The following is a 20,909-nucleotide window of genomic DNA, read 5'->3' on the forward strand; positions in this document are numbered from 1 at the left end:
AACAAGACTAATAAGAGTTTAGACAAATTGATATAATAATGATTCAGGGAAAGGATAAATCACTAACAACATATTTTGTTGAGTAATGGCTTAAGTAATGTTTAAACTAGGGAATTGGCATTTTGCTAATAATTACTTTAAAGATTGTCAGAAACTTCTTGTTAGTGATAAAATTGTTAATATATATTTAGAGCGCTGTAGGAACTACCTTTATAAACCACCAATAAATTGGACAGGAGCTATAACTTTAGACTTTAAATAGTATAATGTTAAATCAATTACAATTTAGAAGGTAGATATGAAACAGAGTAAAACAGTATTAATTTACATATTAATTATTTTAACTTTCCCAATATTTGGACAATCCTTTAAAGGTGGGGGGCGTAATAACTCAGGGGGCTTATTTACTGTGGCAACACCAGGTAAAGCTGGTAGAGTTGTAACTGTAGGTGGTAGATTATCTCCAGTTTTAAAAATAAATCATACAGTTCCAGTATCTGGTTATATTGAAACTCTACTTGTAAAGGTTGGGGATAGAGTAAAAGAGGGTCAGCCCCTAATTAAAATTACTAGAAATGTAGCTGGAGAAACATTCCTTCCTGTTTTTATTGAGTCTAGAATTAGTGGCATTGTTTCAGAGATAAATGTATTAAAAAAACAGGAGGTTAATAGTGGAACATCTGCTATTACAATCATTGATAACTCTAGTTTTCTACTGGTTACTAGTTTAAGTGATAGGGACAGCCAAAGTATAAGATATTTAGGAAACATGCCTGTAGTTGGTGTTAATACCGAGGAGAAATACTTTAATGGAAGGATTTTATATGTCTCCCAAGAGCCAGACTACAATACAGGGCTTTTTACACTAAATATACAGTTCCCTTATCAAAAAGGGTTATTTCTTGGTATGGTTCTGTTTGTTGATATAGAAGTACAAAAATCTGAAGGCATCTCTGTTCCCAATAGTGCCATATTTAAAGAAAATGGAAAAAATTACCTATGGAAATTAGGCAAGGATAATAAATTAATTTTATCAGAAATAGTTGTAGATAAAGTGACAACTACAACAGTAATTATACAATCGGGACTATCTATTGGAGAGAGATATATTAATAATATTAGCGGTAACGAAAAGGAAGATATGGACCCAAAGGATCTTATTAAGGCTAATCTAGAAAATAACACTTCCAGGGTAAAAACTGATGCTTAACTATATTTTAAAAAAGTCTACTGGCATCTTTTTAATTACAATAGTACTTCTACTCTTTGGTATTTATACAGTTTTAAGACTTCCTGTAATGATGTATCCACAAACAAGACGACCCCAAGTTCAGATAGATTTAAGACACTCGGGTATATCTGCTGTTGATTTTCAGGAACAGTATGCAGGACAGATAGAGTCAAGGCTACTATCTATAAAAAATGTAGGTCTAATTGAAACTACATACTCTACTGACTCAAGTAGAATTAACCTAACATTTGATTGGAATATTAAAAGTGATGATGCTCGGGTTTCTGTAGAAAATACAATGATAACTATTAACTCCTCGCTACCAAGTGAAATTAGAGACTCCTACAGTGTTAGATTTAGGGATGGAGAGAATGCAGGATATCTTGTTATAGGTATAACATCGGCTAGTATGCAATCAGAAGAGTTATATCAAATATTAAAAAATAATATTGAATCAAAGCTTAATCAATTACAGGATTTAGATGAAATTGGATTTTATAATACCCAAAGATTAATTGTAGATGTCTCCTTAGATCAAAAAAAGATGTTATCCTATGGTATTACAATTATAGATGTTAACAACGCTCTCCAATCTGGTTTTTTACCCCAACCCCTAGGTTCTCTAAATACTTCCACAGGTAGACTTAGCCTACGTTTAGAAAGAAATGGAAGAGGTTTAAGGGATTTACCAAGAATTGAGGTTAAAAAAGTAGGAGATTCTAGCATCACTCTAGATGATATTGCGACACTAAATATAGAATATACCCTACCCTCTAGGGTTTTTCTTGTAGATGAAAAACCTGCTGTTCAACTAACAGCTACCCCTGTTGAAGGTGGTAATATAAATTATATGACTAAAGAGATTGTGGCTATAATGGAAGAGGCTAGAGTAAGTGGTATAATTCCTAGTGACTCAGAATTCTCACTCTACCTTGACCCGGCAAAATACATTAGTAAATCAATTAAAAACGTAATTCAGGCTGCTCTAATTGGTGGATTATTAGCAATTATTATAGTTTTTTTAATTTTAGGAGAGTGGAAAAATACATTTTTAATTGCAGCCTCTCTCCCTGTAACAATAATTTTAAACTTTATTTTAATGGATCTATTTAATGTATCTATAAACTTAATTTCCCTAGGAGGGTTAGCCCTTGCTGTGGGAATGATTGTTGATTCAACTATTGTTGTTATGGAAAATATACATAGGCATAGAACAGATTCTGGAAATATAAACGCTCCCCTAAAACAAATTATAGTTGAATCCGTGGCACAGGTTAGATCCCCTGTTATCGCTTCAACCCTAACTTCAGTTCTTGTTTTTTTACCTATATCTTTTACAGCTCCATTAACAAATGCAATTTTAGGGGATCAGGCAAGAACTGTTGTTTTTTGTCTATTAGTGTCCCTTGTTGTTTCTTTAACAATTGTGCCCTTAACGTCCTACCATCTTTTTCGATTTCATGTAAATAAAAGAAAAAAGATAGGAACTATTCAGATTCATATTGAGGCTGTAATAAATATAATAATTAAAATCTATAATAAGAGTTTAAAATGGATTTTAGATAAGAAGATACGGGCTTTTTCCTTTTTAATACTAGCTTTTACAGCCTTAGCTATCTCAGTTTTAATGGTATTACCACAAATTCCAAAGGAGATTATTTCTACACCTACATCTGATAGAGTAGTACTATTTTTTAGAAATTCAACAATTAGTGATACTGAAGAGTTAATGATAGATATACTACCGGAGATGAATAGTAAAATAGAGGAGTTACTCGGTGATCGCTTAGTAAATAAATATACAAATCTTTCAGGTCGTTTTAATCAGACATTTCTAGATTTAAGAAGTTCTGATGATACAGAAGATGTTATTACACTACTTCAGAGGGAGTTTATATCTAAAGGAGATTGGTATTACAGTATAATACCATGGGACCCAGCAGCCCTACCCCTTCCTAAAAGTTACGACTTTCAGATGAGTATATATGGCTCTGATCCTGGGAAAAAGGTAGAATTACTTGTAGCAATACAAGAGCTTCTAGAAAAAGAAGAACTCTATTCATGGGTTTTTACCCGTCCTTCATCTTCTGCTATAGAGCAATTAAATATGACGCCACGGGAAGAGAGTATAAATAGGCTGTCTCCATGGTCAGAATCAAGCCTAATATCCCTTATTAGAAGAGTATTAACAGGAACTTCTTCAATAACTCTAAATGATGGTATAAATGACGTTAATGTTTCAGCCGACTACCCAAAGGAAGATTTAGATTCAAGGGAAAAAATTGAAGATTTTCTAATACCCTATAAGCAGAGTTTTATCCCTTTAAAACACTTCTTTAACTTTAGTACCAGTAAAGGGGTGTCCCAAATTTATAGTCAAAATGGAGAACCTGCATATCAGATATATGGTTCAGCAGGATTTAGAATTAGCGATGCAGAAAGAGTAGAAATTCAAAATAAGACAGAGAGCTACTTAAAAGAAGTCTTAACCCTTCCAGATGGGTATAGTTATAGTTTTGATAACCCTAGAATGGAGATGGATAAGTCAATAAAATCCCTCTTTTTTGCTCTTTTAATATCAATTATTTTAATCTATATTCTTTTAGCCTTTCAATTTAACTCATTATGGGTCCCGATTATAATTCTTGTTACTATTCCTCTTGGATTTATAGGTGTTATAATCTCTTTAAGAGTATTTAATTCAACACTTAATCTAAACTCTCTACTTGGCACAATTCTTTTAGGAGGGATTGTTGTTAATAATGCTATTATGATGATAGATTTTTATAAAGAGACAAGGGATGATTATATAGATTACAAAACAGCCCTTATTTCAACTGCTACAATACGTTTTAAACCAATATTAATAACAACTTTAACAACAATATTTGGTATGTTACCTATTGCGATAGGCCTAGGAGAGGGTTCTAATATTCTTCAGCCCTTGGGAATTGCTGTATCTGGGGGATTAATTGTTTCTACTTTTTTAACTATTTATGCAATACCTTCTATAATAGTTTTAACCCATAGCAGTAAGTCTAAAAACCAAAACAGTGGAAAAGGAGTAAACTTTTGAAAAGATTTTTTGTAACAATAATTTATATTTTACTATTTATCCATTCAATCCCCTTAATTTCTCAAGCTATGAATATAGATGAGGCATGGATTAAAATGGAAGAGAATAACCCTACACTACTTAGTCTACTAATAGATGAGGAAGCAGCTTTAAGGGAGATAAAAAGTAGAGAGTATCTTATCCCAAGTATAGGTATTTCAAGTAATATTTCTAGAACCTCACCGTTAATTAGTGGTTTAACCAATTCTGATAATATTGGAGCTGAGGCAGATAACTGGTCATTAAGAGGTGGTATAGATCTACGTTTAAACTTAAACAAAACAGTAAAATTAGAAGATAGAATAAAAAGTATAGAGTATAATATTCTTCTCCTAGAAAAGCAGATAAAAATTAGGGATCTAAGAGGAAGCCTAAAGAGATTATATTATCAGATTTCCGCAGGTGAGCAGAGTATTAAACTTCAAGAGAGGATTTTAGGTCTATCCCAAAGTCGGTATAAACAGATAGAGGATCTATATAATAAGGGCTTAAGATCAGAATTTGAACTTTTAAGCTCGCAAATATCAGTTGCTAGGGACAAACCAGCACTCAAAAAGGCCCAAATAGACCAAGATAAAAGACTAATTCAATTTAGGCAATTAATTGGGGTGGAACCAGAACTTAAAATAACCCTAGTTTTCCCAGAAGATTATTACAATAGTATAAATTTAGAACCCAATAATATTAATCTAAGTCGAAATGAAGAGTTAAAAATTTCCCTTTTACAATTAGAAAAAACAAAAATAAATAAAGAAATAATTATTAAAAACCAAAGAACACCTTCCCTTGGTTTTAATCTTGGTTGGTCAACAGGTTTTAATCCACTCTTTAATAAAGAGACCTGGAGTAGTGAAGATTGGAGGGACAGTTTAGGACTAGGAGTATCATTTGCTCTCCCTTTAGACCCATTCTTAAGGGGATCTAAAGGAGAGTTAGAGAGATTAAAAATTGATGATAATATTAAAAAGCTTGAAATTAACCTTGAGGATTCTAAAAGAAAATTGTTTGATAATGTACTCTCTTTACTCCTTGATTTAGATCTTAGTAATTCAAATATAGAAGTAAACAAACTAAATATCAAACTCCAGGAAAATAATTTTGTAAAGGTTCAAAAAAACTATGAGAACGGGAGGACATCTCTACAGGATCTAGATAGTACAAGACAGGAACTACAAAAAGTTCTTATATCCCTTGAAAATGAAAAGCTAAATAGGAACCTAATATTTATCGAACTCGAAAAAATATTAGGAACTACATTTTAATTATAACTCAAGTTTGTTAGCTATCTCTTGTAAGTTACTTGCAGATCTTTTGTTGTTATTAGTCTCTTCAACTAAACCTTCTAGGGCATTGGTTATTTGGGTTAATCCAGCAGATTGTTCCTGTAGTGAATCTGTTATCTCATGGGATAATGATTTAAGGTTTTTTGCATTTTCTAAAATTGTACTAGTAGCAGAAGCCTGCTCATTTGCAGCTGAATCAATTGAATTTATCATATTATCCACACTCTCAATGATATCTACAATTGTATTAATAGAGTTTAAAGACTCATTAATATTAATAATATTAGCTTCAACATCTTTATGGCTCTTATCAGATAAGTCCTTTGTTTGAATAACCTCAAGCTTAATCTCTTTTATAATCTCCTCAATACTTCTTGATGATATTTGAGCACTATCGGCTAATTTCCCAATCTCATTTGCTACAACACTAAAACCCTTTCCTGATTCCCCAGCGTGGGCTGCTTCTATAGCTGCATTCATGGATAAAAGGTTAGTTTGAGAGGATATCTTATATATTACCTTAAGGATATCATCAACCTTTTGAGTCTTCTCATCTAAAGAGTTTATTTTATTAGTTATTAACTCTAAACTCTTATTTATTCCAGACACAATATTTAGTGTGTTTTTAATTTTATTTTCCCCACTTTTTGCAACGTTAACATTCTCTCTAGACATATTTGATGCTTTTGTTGAATTTTGGGAGACAGACTCTATACTTGCACTCATCTCTTCTAAAGCTGCTACAGTCTCTTCTATAACAGAAAACTGTTTAGATGTATTATTACTTATACTATTTAAGTTTTGTGAGAATTCTACAGAAGTAGCTGATATCTCTTCTGTTGTTGAAGCTTCTAACTCTATAGTTTTTAATAGGTTTAGTGATAATTGTTTAATGTGTTCAACCGCTTCATCAAGCCTTGTTTTTGTAGTTATATCCGTTACAATCTCTATATGACCTATCTTTTTACTTCTATCTTTTCTACTGTATAGATACATTGTATCTACTTGAAAGTTTCTATTAACTCCCTCATTTTTAAAGTATGATATTGGATCTCCATTTCTTAACATTTTAACACCACATTTAGGTGTATCACAAATATCGGCTCCCCAATTATTACACTGTTTACCCATAACTTCATCTCTTTCAACACCGATAATATCCTTTACAGGTTTATTTATAAAAGTCCAGTTCATATCAATATCTGTAACAGAGATTGGTTGGGGAATTGCATCTAATAACTGTCCATACCAATCGTCTAAATCATTATAGGAGTTTAGTAGTAGATAAAATGCTAAACCGATAAAAACAGCAAATATTGGAAAAGTAAATATAACAAATGATCCCAATAAACCTTTCAAAATAGTCATAGCAACTATATCAAAGCAGAGAAGAACAAGGGGTATTCCAATAAGTATAATAAGTCTTTTTTTAATTTTTTTATTTATCATAAAAATCTCCTATAAAAATTATAGATTGATTATTAAGACAAATAAAGCTTTATTTTAGTTTCTTATATCTCTTCAAGTTCTTCAAGTTCTTCATTTGCATCAATTTCATTAAAGTACTCAATTCTTTTAATAGTAGAATTATCAATTCCCTTAACTTTAATCTTTTCAAAATCGTTCTTAGTAATATTTTTCATATCTATAATATTATTATTGTCACCATCATAAATTTCAAAAATAGAAATCGGCTGGTTCTTACCTTTTATATCTATTAAACCAATAAACCTATAATTATATGATTCTAAACTATTTAATTCTAAAAAAAGATCATTACTTATCAATATATTACTACCAAACATCTTTGTTAATGATTCAATTCTTGATGCAATATTCACAGTATCAGAAATTACGGGACCTTCTAATTCATTTTTACCCTCCAAAGGCTTAATGTTAAGTGATTTTTCCCATTCATTTAATGAGATGTTTAATAAGTCCCTTGGTTGATATCCTGAAGGAATTGCATTTTTTGCTAATGTTATATAGGGAGCACAAGTTAAGGCACAACCTACTTCATTTTCTAAGACTTCTATAGTATTATGACCTACGTAAATCTCTTTAAATAACACAGACTGGTTTTCACCACATCTTATTATAGAGTTTACAATATTATCTTCAAGATTATCTAAATCTGAATGATTAAACCCCGCATCCTCAATAAACATACATGCATTTTTACTCCTATCTTCAGGTATTGCTAAAGCTATAGCACACCATAAAAGTTCAGGGCCTCTCATAGTTATAGATTTATTAGCACACACAACCATAGCTCTGATTATGCCTTCCAAAAAGTCTCTCTGCTGCATCTAAAAGTGGTTCAACAGATCGAACAGGGATATTAATACTATCATGCCTTTTAATTTCTCTTTTTATATAACTTTCAGACTTAAATTGCTCCTAGGAACAAACATCATACCCCAGATTAATCCATTTAATCCACAAAAAGATGATGCTGTTAACATATTTATTTGCCCCACATAAGCGTCATTTGCTTCTGCAGAATCATATGAAACAATTTTTTCAAGTCAATTATCCATATCAGCGACCACTTTGCCTACTGATAATTTTAAAGCGGCTATATAACCATTACCAGAAGCACTAGGATTTAAATATCCTGCGCAATTGTTTTTAAACGAGCCTATAGCTCCATCAATAATTTTTTTAGAATCCACAAATTTTCCTTTATTAAATATATATATTTTAGTTATGTATAAACTTTATATAAATATTCAACTATAAACAACAATAAAATTTTGTGTTTCCAGATTAAACTTCTATAATTGAGCTAAAAATCTATATTTTCTATTTTGTGGTTATATAACCTAGTTGTTGGATAGGCAAAATCGATATCATTATGCTTTGCAAACTCTCTTAATATTTTTTCATATATAGTATGTTCACTATTTCTTCTTTTTTTAGGCCTACAAAGATATCTTATGGTTAGAAGTACCCCAGAGTCCTTAATACTTGTATAAATTATAGGTTTCATATTTGCATACATTATCAAGTTTTTCTTTGTTGCTTTTGTAAGTTCCATTTTTGCTTCTTTATTAAGGGTATCACTCTCTACCTCAATAATATCTAAAAGTATCTTTTTTGCCTTCTCCCAGTCACTTTCAAATGTTACAAGTATCTTGATCTCATTCCAAATATAATCAAAATTTTTATTAAAGTTGATCTGTTGATTAGTAAAAACAAAACCATTAGGAATATCAATAATTCTACCAGTACTCTGATCAGCATCGACCCAATTTCTTATCTCTAAAATAGAGAATTGAAATAATTTTATATCAATAACATCCCCTGCACTACCATTGATTTCGATACGATCACCAATTGAAAATGGACGACGAATAAATATAAAAAGCCAACCAGCTATATTTAGGAATATATCCTTTAGGGATATGGCTATACCTGCGGTAAACAGACCAAAGACAGTTCCTATTTTACTAAAGTTTACTATCCATATTGAACCTATAACAATTAGTGAGATTAGTGTTACTAAATAGTGAACAATTTTTCTAACTGTAAAACGTGCATTTTGCTCGCTCACTTTTTTATGGATGATATGACTAATAAAAAATTTTAAAATCCATGAAATAGCTAGGGTTATCAATGTATAAACTACTTTTAATAGTATCTCTTTATCCCCACTCAAAAATAAATCATCAATAATTTTATTCATTATATCTCCTAAATTTATTACTATTTACACTATATCCTATAATATATCTAGGGACTACTTCAATTAGTTTATTAGTTCTAATCCCACCAAGCTTGATACTATAGATATTTTACATTAAAATGCACTTTTTAAGGAAACATATGAAAGAGTATTCTAATAATTTTTTACAACTAGGCTTAGTTAAAGATATCTGTTTTGCTGTGGCAGACAGAGGGTATAAAGAACCAACACAGATCCAAAAAAGTGCTATTCCTTTATTGTTAAATAACAATGATTTAATTGGTGTTGCACAAACAGGAACCGGGAAAACAGCTAGTTTTACACTACCCCTTTTAAATAAACTATTTTTGAATAAGGTAAATAGAGATAACGGTATTAGGAGTTTAATATTAGTCCCTACCAGAGAGCTGGCAATTCAGGTTGGTGAAAATGTAAAACATTATAATAAATACATTAAACTTAAGATTAATACAGTATTAGGTGGGGTTAATATAAACCCACAGATGATCTCTTTAAGGGGAGGTGCTGACATATTAATTGCAACCCCTGGTAGACTTTTAGATCTCTTTGATAAAAATGCTATAAATTTTAAATGTTTAGAAACCCTAGTATTAGATGAAGCTGATAAGTTATTAGATCTTGGTTTTGAAGACGAATTAAATAGGATTCACTCTTTATTACCAAATAAAGTACAAACAGTTATGTTCTCTGCTACATTTTCTAATAGTATAAACTTACTTTCAAGTAAATTTTTAAAAGATCCTGTTGAAGTACGAATAGAAGAGGAAGTTACAACAGCAGAGGGTATAAATGAGTGGTTATACCCTGTTGATAAATCAAAAAAAAATCTTCTTTTACTAGAGTTAATACATACAAACTCATGGGATAAGGTTCTTGTTTTTGCTAAAAGTCAAAATAGAGTTGATAGACTAGTTAGATTTTTAGAAAACAAGGGAGTTAACGTTGACTCCATACATGGAAAAAAAACACAGTTTGCAAGAACAGAGACTCTAGATAAGTTTAAAGGTGGTAAAACTAGGGTTTTAGTAGCTACTGATATAGCCTCTAGGGGTATAGATATAAGTAAATTACCAGTTGTAGTTAACTACGATATGCCCCATGTAGCGGAAAACTATATTCACAGAATTGGTCGAACAGGAAGAGCTGGTAATAGTGGGTTAGCTATATCATTTTGTTGTGAAGATGAGTTTGATGATCTTATTAAAGTAGAGCATCTTTTACAGACCCATATAACAAGAGAATTAATTGTAGGTTTTGAGCCAAAGAGTTCTTTAAAAACTTCTCCTAGGATTAAACCATTAAAACCGAAGAAGCCAAAAAAGAAGAAGTCTAAGACTCAAAACATTAGTTAAAACTATTCAATTACTACAGCAGTACCGTAGGCTAGAAGTTCTGCAGCACCATCCATTACACTTGTTGTTACAAACCTTACAGCAACAATAGCATTTGCCCCTAAAGCCGTTGCTGACTCCTGCATTCGATCTAGGGCTTGCTCCCTAGATTCTGCCATCATTTTTGTATAGTCTGAGACTTCCCCACCTACAATATTTTTTAAACCTGCAAGAATATCTCGCCCAATATTTCTTGCTCTTATTGTATTACCTTTTACTAATCCTAAAACCTCTTTAATCTCTCTACCAGGAATTGTATCACTTGTTACAACTATCATCTAACTATCTCCTTATATCTATCTTTTTTAGACTCTTTAACTCTACCTATAACAGTATATATTAGCAGTAGAACTACTCCAGATAAAACTCCTACAGTAGAAACCCTCATTAATAGATACTCATCACTATTATTAATAAAATCCCATATTCCAACAAAAATCATGGTTAAATATGGTACTAAAATTAATATAAACCCTAATGTTCTAATCACCTTTGAAGATCTTTTTTTCTCAAACTCAATAAAAAGATCTTCTGGAGGTTTAACCTCACCGGTAATACTTATCCTACGATTAAGCTCTAATAAATCGTAATACTCATTTCTACAACTAGAGCAACTAGATAGATGAAGAAAAAAGTCACTTGTCTCATCATCTCTTAAGTTTAGCTCTCCATCTGCTAAAGCTCCAATCTTTAATTTGTATTTATCACAAACTCTACCCATTATACTCTCCTTTTAAGTATTCCCCCATTTTTTTTCTTGCACTGTAGAGTCTAGACATAACAGTTCCAATAGGAATACCTAGAATCTCAGAAATTTCGGAATATGAACAATCTCTAAAGTGTTTTAAAATCAAAATCTCCCTATCCTTTGGAGGTAGTTTATTTAAATATTCTTGAATCTCTTTTTTGAGCTCAAATTCAATATAATCCTCCTCAGGAGTCTTAATTTTAGATTTTAGGTCATAATCAACTAAACCCTCACATTTATATCCCCTACTTTTTAATCTATTAAGTGATAGGTTTTTTGCTATAATAAACAGTATTGGGAATTTACTATTAGAAGTTTTACTAAAATCAATTTTATCAAAGGCTTTAATAAAAACATCTTGGGTAATATCCAAAGCATCATCCCGATTTTTAAGATAGAAAAGTGATGTTTTATAAACTCTGCTGTAGTAATTAGTAACAAGCCAGTTGAAAACCTCTTTATCCTTTTTAATCATCTCTTTCATACTCCATATTATATATACAACTCATATCTGTTTTTATTCGTTTTTTTTGTTTTTAATGTATAAATAAATTAAAATTAGAATTAAGAGGGGCTAAAGTGGAAAATAGGCGGATAAATAGAAGAGTTAAACTACAACAACTTATTGAAATTTCTTACTCTAATCAAGAAAATTTATTAGATGCAAACTTAGAAGATATATCTATTTCAGGGCTACGATTTTCTGTTAATAGCCCTATAACAACAGGATCAGAGATTTTTTTAATGTTTGAACTGCCACAAGAAAATGAAGGTAAAATAATTAAGTGTTATGGAGAGGTTCTTTGGCAAGAAAAAAACAACAATACTTATATTATTGGATTAAAATTCAAACATCTATACAGAAGTGATAAAGAAGCATTAGAATCATATCTAAAAAATTCTATATAGTTTTCAACTAATATTCAACTTTTAAACTAATAAGATATTGTACAAACACCACAAAAACTCTATATTAAGGAATATAAAAGAATATAGAGGAATATAAAACTTAATGAAATAGTTGGTCAAATAGTATCATAAGACCTATAATATCTATAATGATATTATTCAAAAAGGAGAGCTACATGAAGCTAAGTTCATTGATAGATAAGGATTTTATATTAACAGGGAATAATTTTAATAGTGTATTAGATTGTGTAGATGCATTTATTGACCTTTTTGAAAAAAAGAAAATCCTTACAGTGTCATCGAATATTGTAAAACAAAAAGTTAGAGATAGAGAGAAGCTTGGTGGAACAGTTTTACCAAATGGTTTAGCCCTACCCCATGGAAGATGTGAAGCAGTAGATGATTTAATTATCGGGGTTTGGGTACCTAAAAAACCATTAAGTACTGAAGATGGTGAGGTAAAAATACTTTTTTTCCTAATCACTTCAATTTCTGGGTCAGCACTCTATCTGCCAGTACTTTCTGCAATAGCTAAACACTGCTTAGATGATGAAACAATGCCCAAAATATTAAATGGTTCACGGGATGAGATTCATGATATTTTCGACACAATAACTATTAAGACAGAAGTTACAGTAGAGGATATAATGACAGCTAACCCAATTACCTGTACGAAACATACAACTCTAGGTCAATTAAGTGATATTTTTTACAAAAATGGTCTTAGCTACCTACCAGTTGTTGATGAAAATAGAAAGCAAATTGGAGAAGTAACAATTAAAGATGTTTTATCTAGAGGGGTTCCTGATTATATAAAAAGAATTGGCAATATAAAGTTTTTAAAAACCCTTGAACCATTTGAAGCTCTATTAAGGGACGAGGATAAGATTCTTGTTAAAGATATTATGAGAGCTAGTAAACGAAATATTTCTAAGGATGCGTCAATAATTGAAGCTGTTGTTATGATGACTGATAAGGGTTATAGACACCTACCAGTTATAGACAACAAAGAGGTTATTGGAATCATAAGTGAGACAGATGTACTCAAAAAAGTAATTAGAGGTTAATTATGCATACAATTATAGGTGTAGTATTTTTTATACTACTATTTGTTCTTATCTCATTAGAAGTTGCAAATAAAACAATTTTGTCCCTACTAGGAGCGGTTTTATTTATCTCTATGGGAATTATTCAGCAACATGAAGCATTTGAAAGTGTAGACTGGAATGTTATATTCCTTTTAATTGGTATGATGGTAATAGTTGGAATTACAAAAAAGTCTGGGGTATTCCAATATATAGCTATTAAGTCTGCAAAGGTAGTTAAGGGTGATCCTATTAAAATCCTAATACTTTTTTCAATTATGACTGCTATACTTTCAGCATTATTGGATAACGTGACTACTATTTTAATATTAACACCTGTTATTATATTAGTTTCTGTTGAGTTAGGAGTTCGTCCTATACCATATATAATTAGTGCTGCTCTAGCATCTAATATAGGGGGTATGGCAACTCTTATTGGAGACCCACCAAATATAATGATAGGAAGTGCTGCAGGTTTAGGTTTTACAGACTTCCTTGTAAATATGGGACCACTTGTTTTAATATTACTAATTGTATTTTGTGGAATAATATATCTATTTTTTAGAAAAGAGCTAGTTGTAAGTATGGAGAGAAGAGCTAGGATTATGGACTTTGATGAAAATGCCTCTATAACCGATGTTCCACTTCTTATTAAAAGCTTATCTGTTTTAGGTGTAGTTCTAATTTTTTTCCTACTACATAGTATTACAGGATTAGAGCCTTCAACAATAGCTCTAGGTGGTGCAGCTATTTTAATGTTAATAGCTGGAGGAGAGGAGATTGAAGAGTTCTTTAACGAAGTAGAGTGGTCTACAATATTCTTTTTTATAGGTCTTTTTATGATGGTTGGAGGTTTAGAAGAGTTGGGAGTTATTGAATTCCTTGCTGAAAAATATCTATCTGCAACCAATGGGGATGTATTAGTTACTTCCACATCAATTATATGGGTTAGTGGTATTTTATCTGCAATATTAGACAATATACCCTATGTAGCAACAATGATTCCATTAGTTGAGAGACTTGGCCAAGAGTTAGGTGGTAGTGCTATAATTCCTGTTTGGTGGTCACTAGCTATTGGGGCCTGTTTAGGTGGAAATGGTACATTAATTGGGGCATCTGCTAATGTTGTAAGTGCTGGAATCTCTTCTAGAAGTGGTTATAAAATCAGTTTTTTAGAGTTCACTAAGTACGGGGTAATAATAATGTTTATCACATTAATAATATCCACAGTTTATGTCTATCTTAGATACCTTATCTAATATATAAGAGTAGGATCAAAACTGATCCTACTCTAGAAAAGATCTTATCTCACTCATAAATATATCACCATACTCTAATAGTTTTTTATTCCCTACTCCATTTACAAGTAAAAAGTCATCAGAAGTTTCAGGTTTTAAATTACTCATATCAGTTAATGTCTTATCTGAGAAAACAACATATGGTGGAACGTTTTTCTCCCTAGCAATATCTAATCTTACCCTACGTAATCTTTCAAATAGTTCTTCATCCTTAGTTAAAGTTATAGCTTCCCTACTTTTTTTACTCTTCTCAATCACAGGTTTAAACATAGAGGTTTTTATTCGTCCATATAGAAGATCTGTCCCCTTTTCAGATATAACTAAAGCGTTGTACCTTTCACTATCCTGAATTAGGCACTCTTGACCTAATAACTCATCTATTACTAAGTGCCAAAACTCTTTTGGCTTACTCTTACCTATACCAAAAGTCTTAATTTTATCATGTTCAAACTTTAAAATTTTACTACTCTTAGAACCTCTTACTACATCAATAGTATGATTTATTCCAAAATTTTGACCTGTTCTAGCAATAGCAGATAAAATCATCTGGGAGTCTACAGTTATATCAATTAACTCATTTTCGTTGTTACAAACATCACAATTATTACAGTTTCCTGGGTGTTCCTCTTCAAAATAACTTAAAAGTTGCTTTCTTCTGCAGACATTCCTTGAAGCATATCTAAGTATTTTATTAAGATTATGTCTAGACTTCTCCTGTTCATGAATATCCTCAATTTTATTAATAAAGTAGTTTATTTTAACACTATCACCTCGACTAAAAAGTAGTATACACTCTGAGTCTGATCCATCTCGACCTGCACGACTGGTCTCTTGATAATACCCTTCAATATTTTTTGGTAAGTCTCCATGGATTACATACTTAATATTACTCTTATCAATACCCATATGGAAAGAAGCTCTTATATACTACTAAGTATTTACATTTTTAATATATCTAGCATTAATAAACGCCTTTGTTTGAATAAGTTATTTATGTTATTATATTTTTATGATCGAAAATACTGATTCATTAAAAAAAGATATTGCACAACGTCTAAATGTTTTAAATCCAGAGAAAATAATACTGATTTAAATTTCTCCTCTCTAGAAAAGCTTATAGAGCTTACTGATTATGCTGTTGAAGGTAGATATGGTCTAATATATATGGACTGATTCGGATTGTTAGACTATTAGGATAAATTCATTATTCTATTAAGAATTCAATTAAGACTTTACCTTTATCAAGTTCTCCTTCAATTATAATCTCCGTTTCATCTGTTGTGGTTACTTGATCAAAACATCTAAAGGAGTAAGGAATTATAATAAAAGACTCTTCCAATGAAGCTCTTACAACCCCTTGTAAAGGATATGAGTTTGAATTAATTTGTAGATTACCCCAATAAGGGTTCAGAACCAACTCTTCACCAGTATAATCATCAACTACTGATGGAAATGAATCAGCTCCATCTTCATTTAAAAGTTGTATCCATTCCAGTAAGAAATCTTCACTTCTAGAACTCAAAGCAAAGGATAAATTCTCCCAACCTGTTTTGTCACTAATCAGAAGTTTCTTTAAAAAAATAAGTCCGCTAGAGTTATCCAATACACCAGGCTTTTGGGAGTTCCATCTAATTCCTCCATGTTTCCAAACTAGATAAGAAAGAAAAGCTGCAACTCCTCCTCTTTTTCCTACGCTATCTAATGATCCGTCTAAATCTGGACCGTTAAACGAAAAGTGACCGGTATTTTCCAGAAACTTAGAGAGAAAGGCAAGGTTTCCTCCGGATTCTCCAAATCCGCATAAACTCTCTGTTAAGTGTGCAAGCCCTTCGTCTAAAAAAAGTTCTTCAGGTTTTGTATTCACAATTCCAGCTTGACCTGGTAAATAGACTTTATTTGAGTAGTTTATCATATGGGTCATTTCGTGGCAAAAGGTGGCAGTTAAAGAGTTTACAGAATACGCAAAATCATCTGGTGAAGCTGATGGATCTCCAAGGTAGATTATATCTATTTGATTACTAAAGATATTATACTCATCAGAGTCTATATTATCGTTATATTCATAAAAGTCCGCTGTGTTGAAAAAACCTATAGCCACTTCTTCTTCATTTATTTTAGGTGATATTAATACATCCACTTTACTGTTTTTGTTTATATCTGCCCAATATCCCCAGATAGCTTTAACTCTGAGAATGCCTATCTTAGATATATTTAGCCACAATTCCTCTAATAACTCTTCATTTTTATTAGAGTTTTCATCCAACCAGAAATTCACTTCATCTGATGTAAATTCTAGAGAAGCTCTCACTATATGAGGATCATTTCCAGGATTTGCGGTATTTGGTAATATAAACTCCTTTACAGTCTCATCTAGAGTTCTTTTTCCCATAGAATTATACAGTAGATTCCCGTATTGTCTCTGAGGTCTTATATTTGAAGATTTAAGGTTTAAAAAATGATTTCCCTCTAAAGTTTGAGAAGCTCCAGAACTTATCATATTACGTGCAGGTATATTTATATTCATATTAGAACTTCCAAATGAATATATTACTGGAGAGTAGATCCCCAGTGGTAGAATATAATGATTAACCTCTTGGTATATAGACCTCGTTATAATATCTCCTTCTGATAATATTTTAGAAATAATATCTATTGAGATAGTATCTAGGATTTTATCTCTCTTTTGAGCTGTTATTTGATGAGTACCTTTGGACAGTCTGCTGTACAAAGTATCTCCCTCTCCAAGTTTACCATCAATATTTGAATACCATTCTATTTCATTATCCCATTGGTCAAGTGAAAAGAAAATTAAATCCTCTACTTCATATATTGACTCTGACGATGGGATTAAGATCATTGAATCTAAAACTTTTGTCCTATTCAGATCAGTAACATTACATGAGAATATTAATAAACAAACAATAAAACTAAAAACAAACTTTTTCAATTTTTTTAATCCAGGTTAAAGTATAAACTAGAGCCAAGGGACTCACTAAATGAGTAATAGAAAGATGACACAAAAAGAGGATCTCCACTGATATATTGCGCATCAACCTTACAATAATAGTCACTTCCTTCCTGAAGAGTTCCTCCATCTATAATACATGTTAAATCACTAGATGATTTTGTATAAATAAGGTTCCCATCTCGATAAACTTTGACTTGGTAGATACTTGCCCCGAGTACTTCAGACCAACCCATATGGATCTTGTCTTCTGAAGAAAGAGTATTACCCTCTAGAGCCGAAAGGCTGTTATCATCCTGAAGCATATTTATTTCTGCTTTTTTACTAAGCCCGTGATATTGAACATCACTAATAAGGGTTTCTTCAATTAAAGCACTTTTAACCCGTATCTCATAAGCGCCACTAGCTGATACAGGAATTTCTCCATAATAACTACCTTCTTCAAAATTAAAGGTTAGAAGAGAAGCTACTCCTGTGTCATTTAGGATAATAACATTACTACCAGTAACTAAATTTCCATCAGATCCTTCTAGAAAAACCTTTGCTTTCGAATTAGAACTGCTACTCCCTTCTATTACGATTTTTATATTTAGAACATTATTATTTGAAGAGTTTTGCCTATCAATCATTTCACATGATAATAAAAGAGTTGGGATTAAAATTATTAACAAATTATTCAAGATTTTTCTCATATTCACCATTTAATCCTCCATCCTTATCGAGACTATCTTTTCTGTTTGTAGAATGTGTAAAATATCATTATTATATGGCATATATCCTTGCCATCGGTATCCAGGAACACCTAAATCCTCGTTTTTACCAAGTAGTTGTCCTGTTTTTTTGTTATATACTCTTAGAGCATCTGAATCAACTACATATAATTTATTGCCATACACAACTGGCTTACAATCTCTGGTATACTTTATCTCATCATTCCAGATTATATCTCCTGTAGGAATATGAACACATTTTAGAAATCCATAAATCGTTGAGTAACCATATTCTCCATCAATAGTTGTGTAATTAGAGCTATAATTACCAACTCTTTCATAAATTATGGTTCCAGTATTTTTATCTATTAAAGCTGCTCCGTCAGATGTTGCTAGATATAGATAATCCTCATCATAAAATTGAAGATGATATGCATTAGCACCAACCCATCCAGCATACTCAAATCCTCTCTCCCAGAGTTTGTTATATTCATTATCTAAAGCATAGAGCTTTATATCACTTTGATGGTAATCTGAAGTTTCTGTAACCTCTTGATCTTCTGGTATACTTGAACCTGCCCCACCGGAAAGTATATACATGCCATCAACATTAAATAGAGGCTGAGTTCTAAATAAAGAGTCCAATCTCGAACCTTGGAGGATAACTTCTGGAACTATTGCATCTGGTTCTGAGTTTGTAAAATCTAGTTCTGAAATATCCACCATGGATAGTTTAATAGCTTCATCAGAAAATGAATTAGATGTGTCACAAGTTGAGAAGTACAATTTATTATTATGTATCACAGACCAATAACCATTTAATCCAACTTCAGGATTATCCATCATATCCTTGAATCTAAATTTATAAATAATTTCCCCTGTGTTTTGATCTGTAAAATAAAGATTATAGTCCTGTTCCTCTTCATACACTGTGTAGACCAAGGATACAATAAATCCTTCCCAAAGAGCAGGGTTTGTTGATGGATCTACTTCGGAATTCCTCCATAACAATTCCCCTGTTGTGAGATTGGTTTTACTTAAACCATTATCAAGCACTTCTGAAATATATAATACATCTACTACAAGTAAAGACTCATAGAGATTGGTATTATTATAGTTATTATCCATCTGTTTAACTATTATAGGTTCAAATGTATTATTGGAGGAACCTTTTATAGGATAGTATGAACACCCGCAAAGGGATGTTCCTAATATAAATATAAGAATATTTTTATAAATCATTTAAACCCCATACTTTTTTTAATTTTAGTAACTTCTCCATCTTCTAGGTGGTAAATCTTCGCTGTAAGATCATCATTAAACCTATTCGCTTTAATATTTGCACTAGTTGGAGGTGTTGAACGTGCATGGTCTACTTTTACATAACGTATATAGTCTAAAGGTGTTCCTGGTATTTTTTGTGAACCCTGAGAAATAAAACCATCATTTGCTCTACCTCCGATTATGTCTCCCCACTCTGTTTTGTAGTTTTTAACCCATTTTTCAGCTGAGAAACACTGGTGTGATTTCGTTACGAAGTATGCAGCTTTCCAGAACTGAGTAACTGCTTTTCCACCATTTACCCATCCTGCAACACCATAAGCAGTTTGAAGTTTATTCATTCCACTTCTCATGTCTTTCTCACCATCCTGTGCCATTCTAAGAGGGTCATTATCCGTTCCAACTATATGACCTATCTTTATATCTTTTGGTAACTTACTACCTCCAGATATATATTTATCTCTGTATTTGTAGTGTTTCTTTGTTGCCCAATAAGTTACTGGATATTTAATCCATCCTTTTTTCTTCCATTTTACAGCAAGGTACTTAGTAGTTTTGTAAACATATTTTACTTTTTCAATCTTTGTATCCCTAACATATTTTTTTACAAAGGTACTATTTCGTCCCATATCTGTTATCTCTTTGATGGATGAGTCTGCTTTACTTTTATTAACTACAGTATCAAAGAGTTCTCTCATTGGTACCTCAGATACTTCGTCGGCGATATTCAACACTAAGTTTAGTTGTGCAGTATCATGTAATCCAATTAAATCCAAGATAATACTTAAATACTCCCCAAATGGTAAGGCTGATACTATACCAGTTACACCTCTTTGGTGTACTTTTACATCAGTTAATATTCTTGTCCTTAGTGTAGAGTAACCATAATCAAGGCCTGCAAACCCAACAACAGGTGAATCTACGGAAATAAATGCATCTATATTACTATTTTTAGCAAGTTCCATTTTTTTTACATAAGCCGCACCTTTTAAACCACCTTGGCTGTGTCCAATTACTACCTGATCTTTAGTGGATTTATTATCATTGTAAATAGTCTGAGACTTACTTTCCAGTGATGTACTGAAATCATGAGAATCAAAATTAAAACCATAAATAATGACATCTTCACTATAAACATTAACAAATATAAAAATAAATAATAAGAATAAAGTTATTTTTTTCAT

At 31.6% G+C, this 20,909-nt stretch carries 18 protein-coding genes and 1 pseudogene; 7 read left to right on the top strand and 12 right to left on the bottom strand.

Annotated features, from left to right (window positions below; all coding sequences use genetic code 11):
• Nucleotides 1-298 precede the first annotated feature (298 nt).
• The 3 genes from EW093_RS02000 to EW093_RS02010 are packed head-to-tail and all read left to right on the top strand — an operon-like array spanning nucleotide 299 to nucleotide 5,608.
• Entirely contained in the window at nucleotides 299-1,210 is a 912-nt protein-coding gene (locus tag EW093_RS02000; RefSeq protein ID WP_149566779.1) for an efflux RND transporter periplasmic adaptor subunit, read from the top strand.
• Complete coding sequence (locus EW093_RS02005; protein WP_149566780.1) at nucleotides 1,203-4,307, top strand: efflux RND transporter permease subunit; 3,105 nt, start codon at nucleotides 1,203-1,205, stop codon at nucleotides 4,305-4,307. Before EW093_RS02000 ends, EW093_RS02005 begins: the two co-directional genes overlap by 8 nt.
• Nucleotides 4,304-5,608, top strand: a complete 1,305-nt coding sequence (locus EW093_RS02010; protein WP_149566781.1) for a TolC family protein — start codon at nucleotides 4,304-4,306, stop codon at nucleotides 5,606-5,608. The genes EW093_RS02005 and EW093_RS02010 overlap by 4 nt, the downstream gene beginning before the upstream one ends.
• On the opposite strand, the gene EW093_RS02015 is transcribed toward EW093_RS02010, so the two are convergent.
• The 4 genes and pseudogenes from EW093_RS02015 to EW093_RS02025 form a co-directional block, all read right to left on the bottom strand.
• A complete protein-coding gene (locus EW093_RS02015; RefSeq protein ID WP_149566782.1) occupies nucleotides 5,609-7,078 on the bottom strand; it encodes a methyl-accepting chemotaxis protein in 1,470 nt (489 codons plus the stop codon). It lies immediately after the preceding gene.
• Nucleotides 7,079-7,140: 62 nt separating this feature from the next.
• The gene (locus tag EW093_RS17430; RefSeq protein ID WP_223111635.1) at nucleotides 7,141-7,920 is read right to left on the bottom strand and encodes a histidine decarboxylase, pyruvoyl type; all 780 of its coding nucleotides are present in this window, start codon (nucleotides 7,918-7,920) and stop codon (nucleotides 7,141-7,143) included.
• Between the two features lie 81 nt (nucleotides 7,921-8,001).
• Nucleotides 8,002-8,304, bottom strand: a pseudogene (locus EW093_RS17600) (histidine decarboxylase, pyruvoyl type).
• A 113-nt stretch (nucleotides 8,305-8,417) separates the two neighbouring features.
• Entirely contained in the window at nucleotides 8,418-9,317 is a 900-nt protein-coding gene (locus EW093_RS02025; protein WP_149566783.1) for a mechanosensitive ion channel family protein, read from the bottom strand.
• A 140-nt stretch (nucleotides 9,318-9,457) separates the two neighbouring features.
• Between EW093_RS02025 and EW093_RS02030 the strand changes: the two genes are divergently transcribed.
• Nucleotides 9,458-10,690 (top strand): DEAD/DEAH box helicase, encoded by a 1,233-nt coding sequence (locus EW093_RS02030; RefSeq protein WP_187759790.1) that lies wholly within the window; start codon nucleotides 9,458-9,460, stop codon nucleotides 10,688-10,690.
• Between the two features lie 2 nt (nucleotides 10,691-10,692).
• On the opposite strand, the gene EW093_RS02035 is transcribed toward EW093_RS02030, so the two are convergent.
• From EW093_RS02035 to EW093_RS02045, 3 genes are read right to left on the bottom strand one after another with little or no spacing between them, the layout of a single operon-like run.
• On the bottom strand, nucleotides 10,693-11,007 hold the full coding sequence (locus EW093_RS02035; RefSeq protein ID WP_149566785.1) for a YbjQ family protein: 315 nt from the start codon (nucleotides 11,005-11,007) through the stop codon (nucleotides 10,693-10,695).
• Nucleotides 11,004-11,450 carry an anti-sigma factor family protein gene (locus tag EW093_RS02040; protein ID WP_149566786.1) on the bottom strand — a complete coding sequence of 149 codons (447 nt, stop codon included), beginning with the start codon at nucleotides 11,448-11,450 and terminating at the stop codon, nucleotides 11,004-11,006. The genes EW093_RS02035 and EW093_RS02040 overlap by 4 nt, the downstream gene beginning before the upstream one ends.
• Nucleotides 11,443-11,961: an RNA polymerase sigma factor gene (locus EW093_RS02045; RefSeq protein ID WP_149566787.1), complete on the bottom strand. Its 519-nt coding sequence runs from the start codon at nucleotides 11,959-11,961 to the stop codon at nucleotides 11,443-11,445. The genes EW093_RS02040 and EW093_RS02045 overlap by 8 nt, the downstream gene beginning before the upstream one ends.
• A gap of 95 nt (nucleotides 11,962-12,056) precedes the next feature.
• Here EW093_RS02045 and EW093_RS02050 point away from each other — a divergent pair, with 95 nt between their 5' ends.
• From EW093_RS02050 to EW093_RS02060, 3 genes are all read left to right on the top strand, one after another.
• Nucleotides 12,057-12,386, top strand: a complete 330-nt coding sequence (locus EW093_RS02050; protein WP_187759791.1) for a PilZ domain-containing protein — start codon at nucleotides 12,057-12,059, stop codon at nucleotides 12,384-12,386.
• 176 nt (nucleotides 12,387-12,562) lie between these two features.
• Entirely contained in the window at nucleotides 12,563-13,453 is an 891-nt protein-coding gene (locus tag EW093_RS02055; RefSeq protein ID WP_187759792.1) for a CBS domain-containing protein, read from the top strand.
• 2 nt (nucleotides 13,454-13,455) lie between these two features.
• Nucleotides 13,456-14,730, top strand: a complete 1,275-nt coding sequence (locus EW093_RS02060; RefSeq protein WP_149566790.1) for an ArsB/NhaD family transporter — start codon at nucleotides 13,456-13,458, stop codon at nucleotides 14,728-14,730.
• A 27-nt stretch (nucleotides 14,731-14,757) separates the two neighbouring features.
• On the opposite strand, the gene EW093_RS02065 is transcribed toward EW093_RS02060, so the two are convergent.
• The 5 genes from EW093_RS02065 to EW093_RS02085 form a co-directional block, all read right to left on the bottom strand.
• The gene (locus EW093_RS02065) at nucleotides 14,758-15,675 is read right to left on the bottom strand and encodes an RQC domain-containing protein (RefSeq protein WP_149566791.1); all 918 of its coding nucleotides are present in this window, start codon (nucleotides 15,673-15,675) and stop codon (nucleotides 14,758-14,760) included.
• 298 nt (nucleotides 15,676-15,973) lie between these two features.
• Nucleotides 15,974-17,716: a hypothetical protein gene (locus tag EW093_RS02070; protein ID WP_149566792.1), complete on the bottom strand. Its 1,743-nt coding sequence runs from the start codon at nucleotides 17,714-17,716 to the stop codon at nucleotides 15,974-15,976.
• Between the two features lie 5 nt (nucleotides 17,717-17,721).
• A complete protein-coding gene (locus tag EW093_RS02075) occupies nucleotides 17,722-18,435 on the bottom strand; it encodes a hypothetical protein (RefSeq protein WP_187759793.1) in 714 nt (237 codons plus the stop codon).
• Nucleotides 18,436-19,686, bottom strand: a complete 1,251-nt coding sequence (locus EW093_RS02080; protein WP_149566794.1) for a hypothetical protein — start codon at nucleotides 19,684-19,686, stop codon at nucleotides 18,436-18,438.
• On the bottom strand, nucleotides 19,683-20,909 hold the full coding sequence (locus EW093_RS02085; protein WP_149566795.1) for a hypothetical protein: 1,227 nt from the start codon (nucleotides 20,907-20,909) through the stop codon (nucleotides 19,683-19,685). The genes EW093_RS02080 and EW093_RS02085 overlap by 4 nt, the downstream gene beginning before the upstream one ends.

Origin of the sequence: Thiospirochaeta perfilievii, from assembly GCF_008329945.1 — a bacterium.
Lineage (GTDB): Bacteria > Spirochaetota > Spirochaetia > DSM-2461 > DSM-2461 > Thiospirochaeta > Thiospirochaeta perfilievii.

Bases quoted from the DNA above. Each gene is read 5' to 3' on its own strand.
- EW093_RS02000 (WP_149566779.1), top strand. From the start codon at position 299: ATGAAACAGAGTAAAACAGTATTAATTTACATATTAATTATTTTAACT.
- EW093_RS02005 (WP_149566780.1), top strand. From the start codon at position 1,203: ATGCTTAACTATATTTTAAAAAAGTCTACTGGCATCTTTTTAATTACA.
- EW093_RS02015 (WP_149566782.1), bottom strand. From the start codon at position 7,078: ATGATAAATAAAAAAATTAAAAAAAGACTTATTATACTTATTGGAATA.
- EW093_RS02025 (WP_149566783.1), bottom strand. From the start codon at position 9,317: ATGAATAAAATTATTGATGATTTATTTTTGAGTGGGGATAAAGAGATA.
- EW093_RS02030 (WP_187759790.1), top strand. From the start codon at position 9,458: ATGAAAGAGTATTCTAATAATTTTTTACAACTAGGCTTAGTTAAAGAT.
- EW093_RS02035 (WP_149566785.1), bottom strand. From the start codon at position 11,007: ATGATAGTTGTAACAAGTGATACAATTCCTGGTAGAGAGATTAAAGAG.
- EW093_RS02040 (WP_149566786.1), bottom strand. From the start codon at position 11,450: ATGGGTAGAGTTTGTGATAAATACAAATTAAAGATTGGAGCTTTAGCA.
- EW093_RS02045 (WP_149566787.1), bottom strand. From the start codon at position 11,961: ATGAAAGAGATGATTAAAAAGGATAAAGAGGTTTTCAACTGGCTTGTT.
- EW093_RS02055 (WP_187759792.1), top strand. From the start codon at position 12,563: ATGAAGCTAAGTTCATTGATAGATAAGGATTTTATATTAACAGGGAAT.
- EW093_RS02060 (WP_149566790.1), top strand. From the start codon at position 13,456: ATGCATACAATTATAGGTGTAGTATTTTTTATACTACTATTTGTTCTT.
- EW093_RS02065 (WP_149566791.1), bottom strand. From the start codon at position 15,675: ATGGGTATTGATAAGAGTAATATTAAGTATGTAATCCATGGAGACTTA.
- EW093_RS02075 (WP_187759793.1), bottom strand. From the start codon at position 18,435: ATGGTGAATATGAGAAAAATCTTGAATAATTTGTTAATAATTTTAATC.
- EW093_RS02080 (WP_149566794.1), bottom strand. From the start codon at position 19,686: ATGATTTATAAAAATATTCTTATATTTATATTAGGAACATCCCTTTGC.
- EW093_RS02085 (WP_149566795.1), bottom strand. From the start codon at position 20,909: ATGAAAAAAATAACTTTATTCTTATTATTTATTTTTATATTTGTTAAT.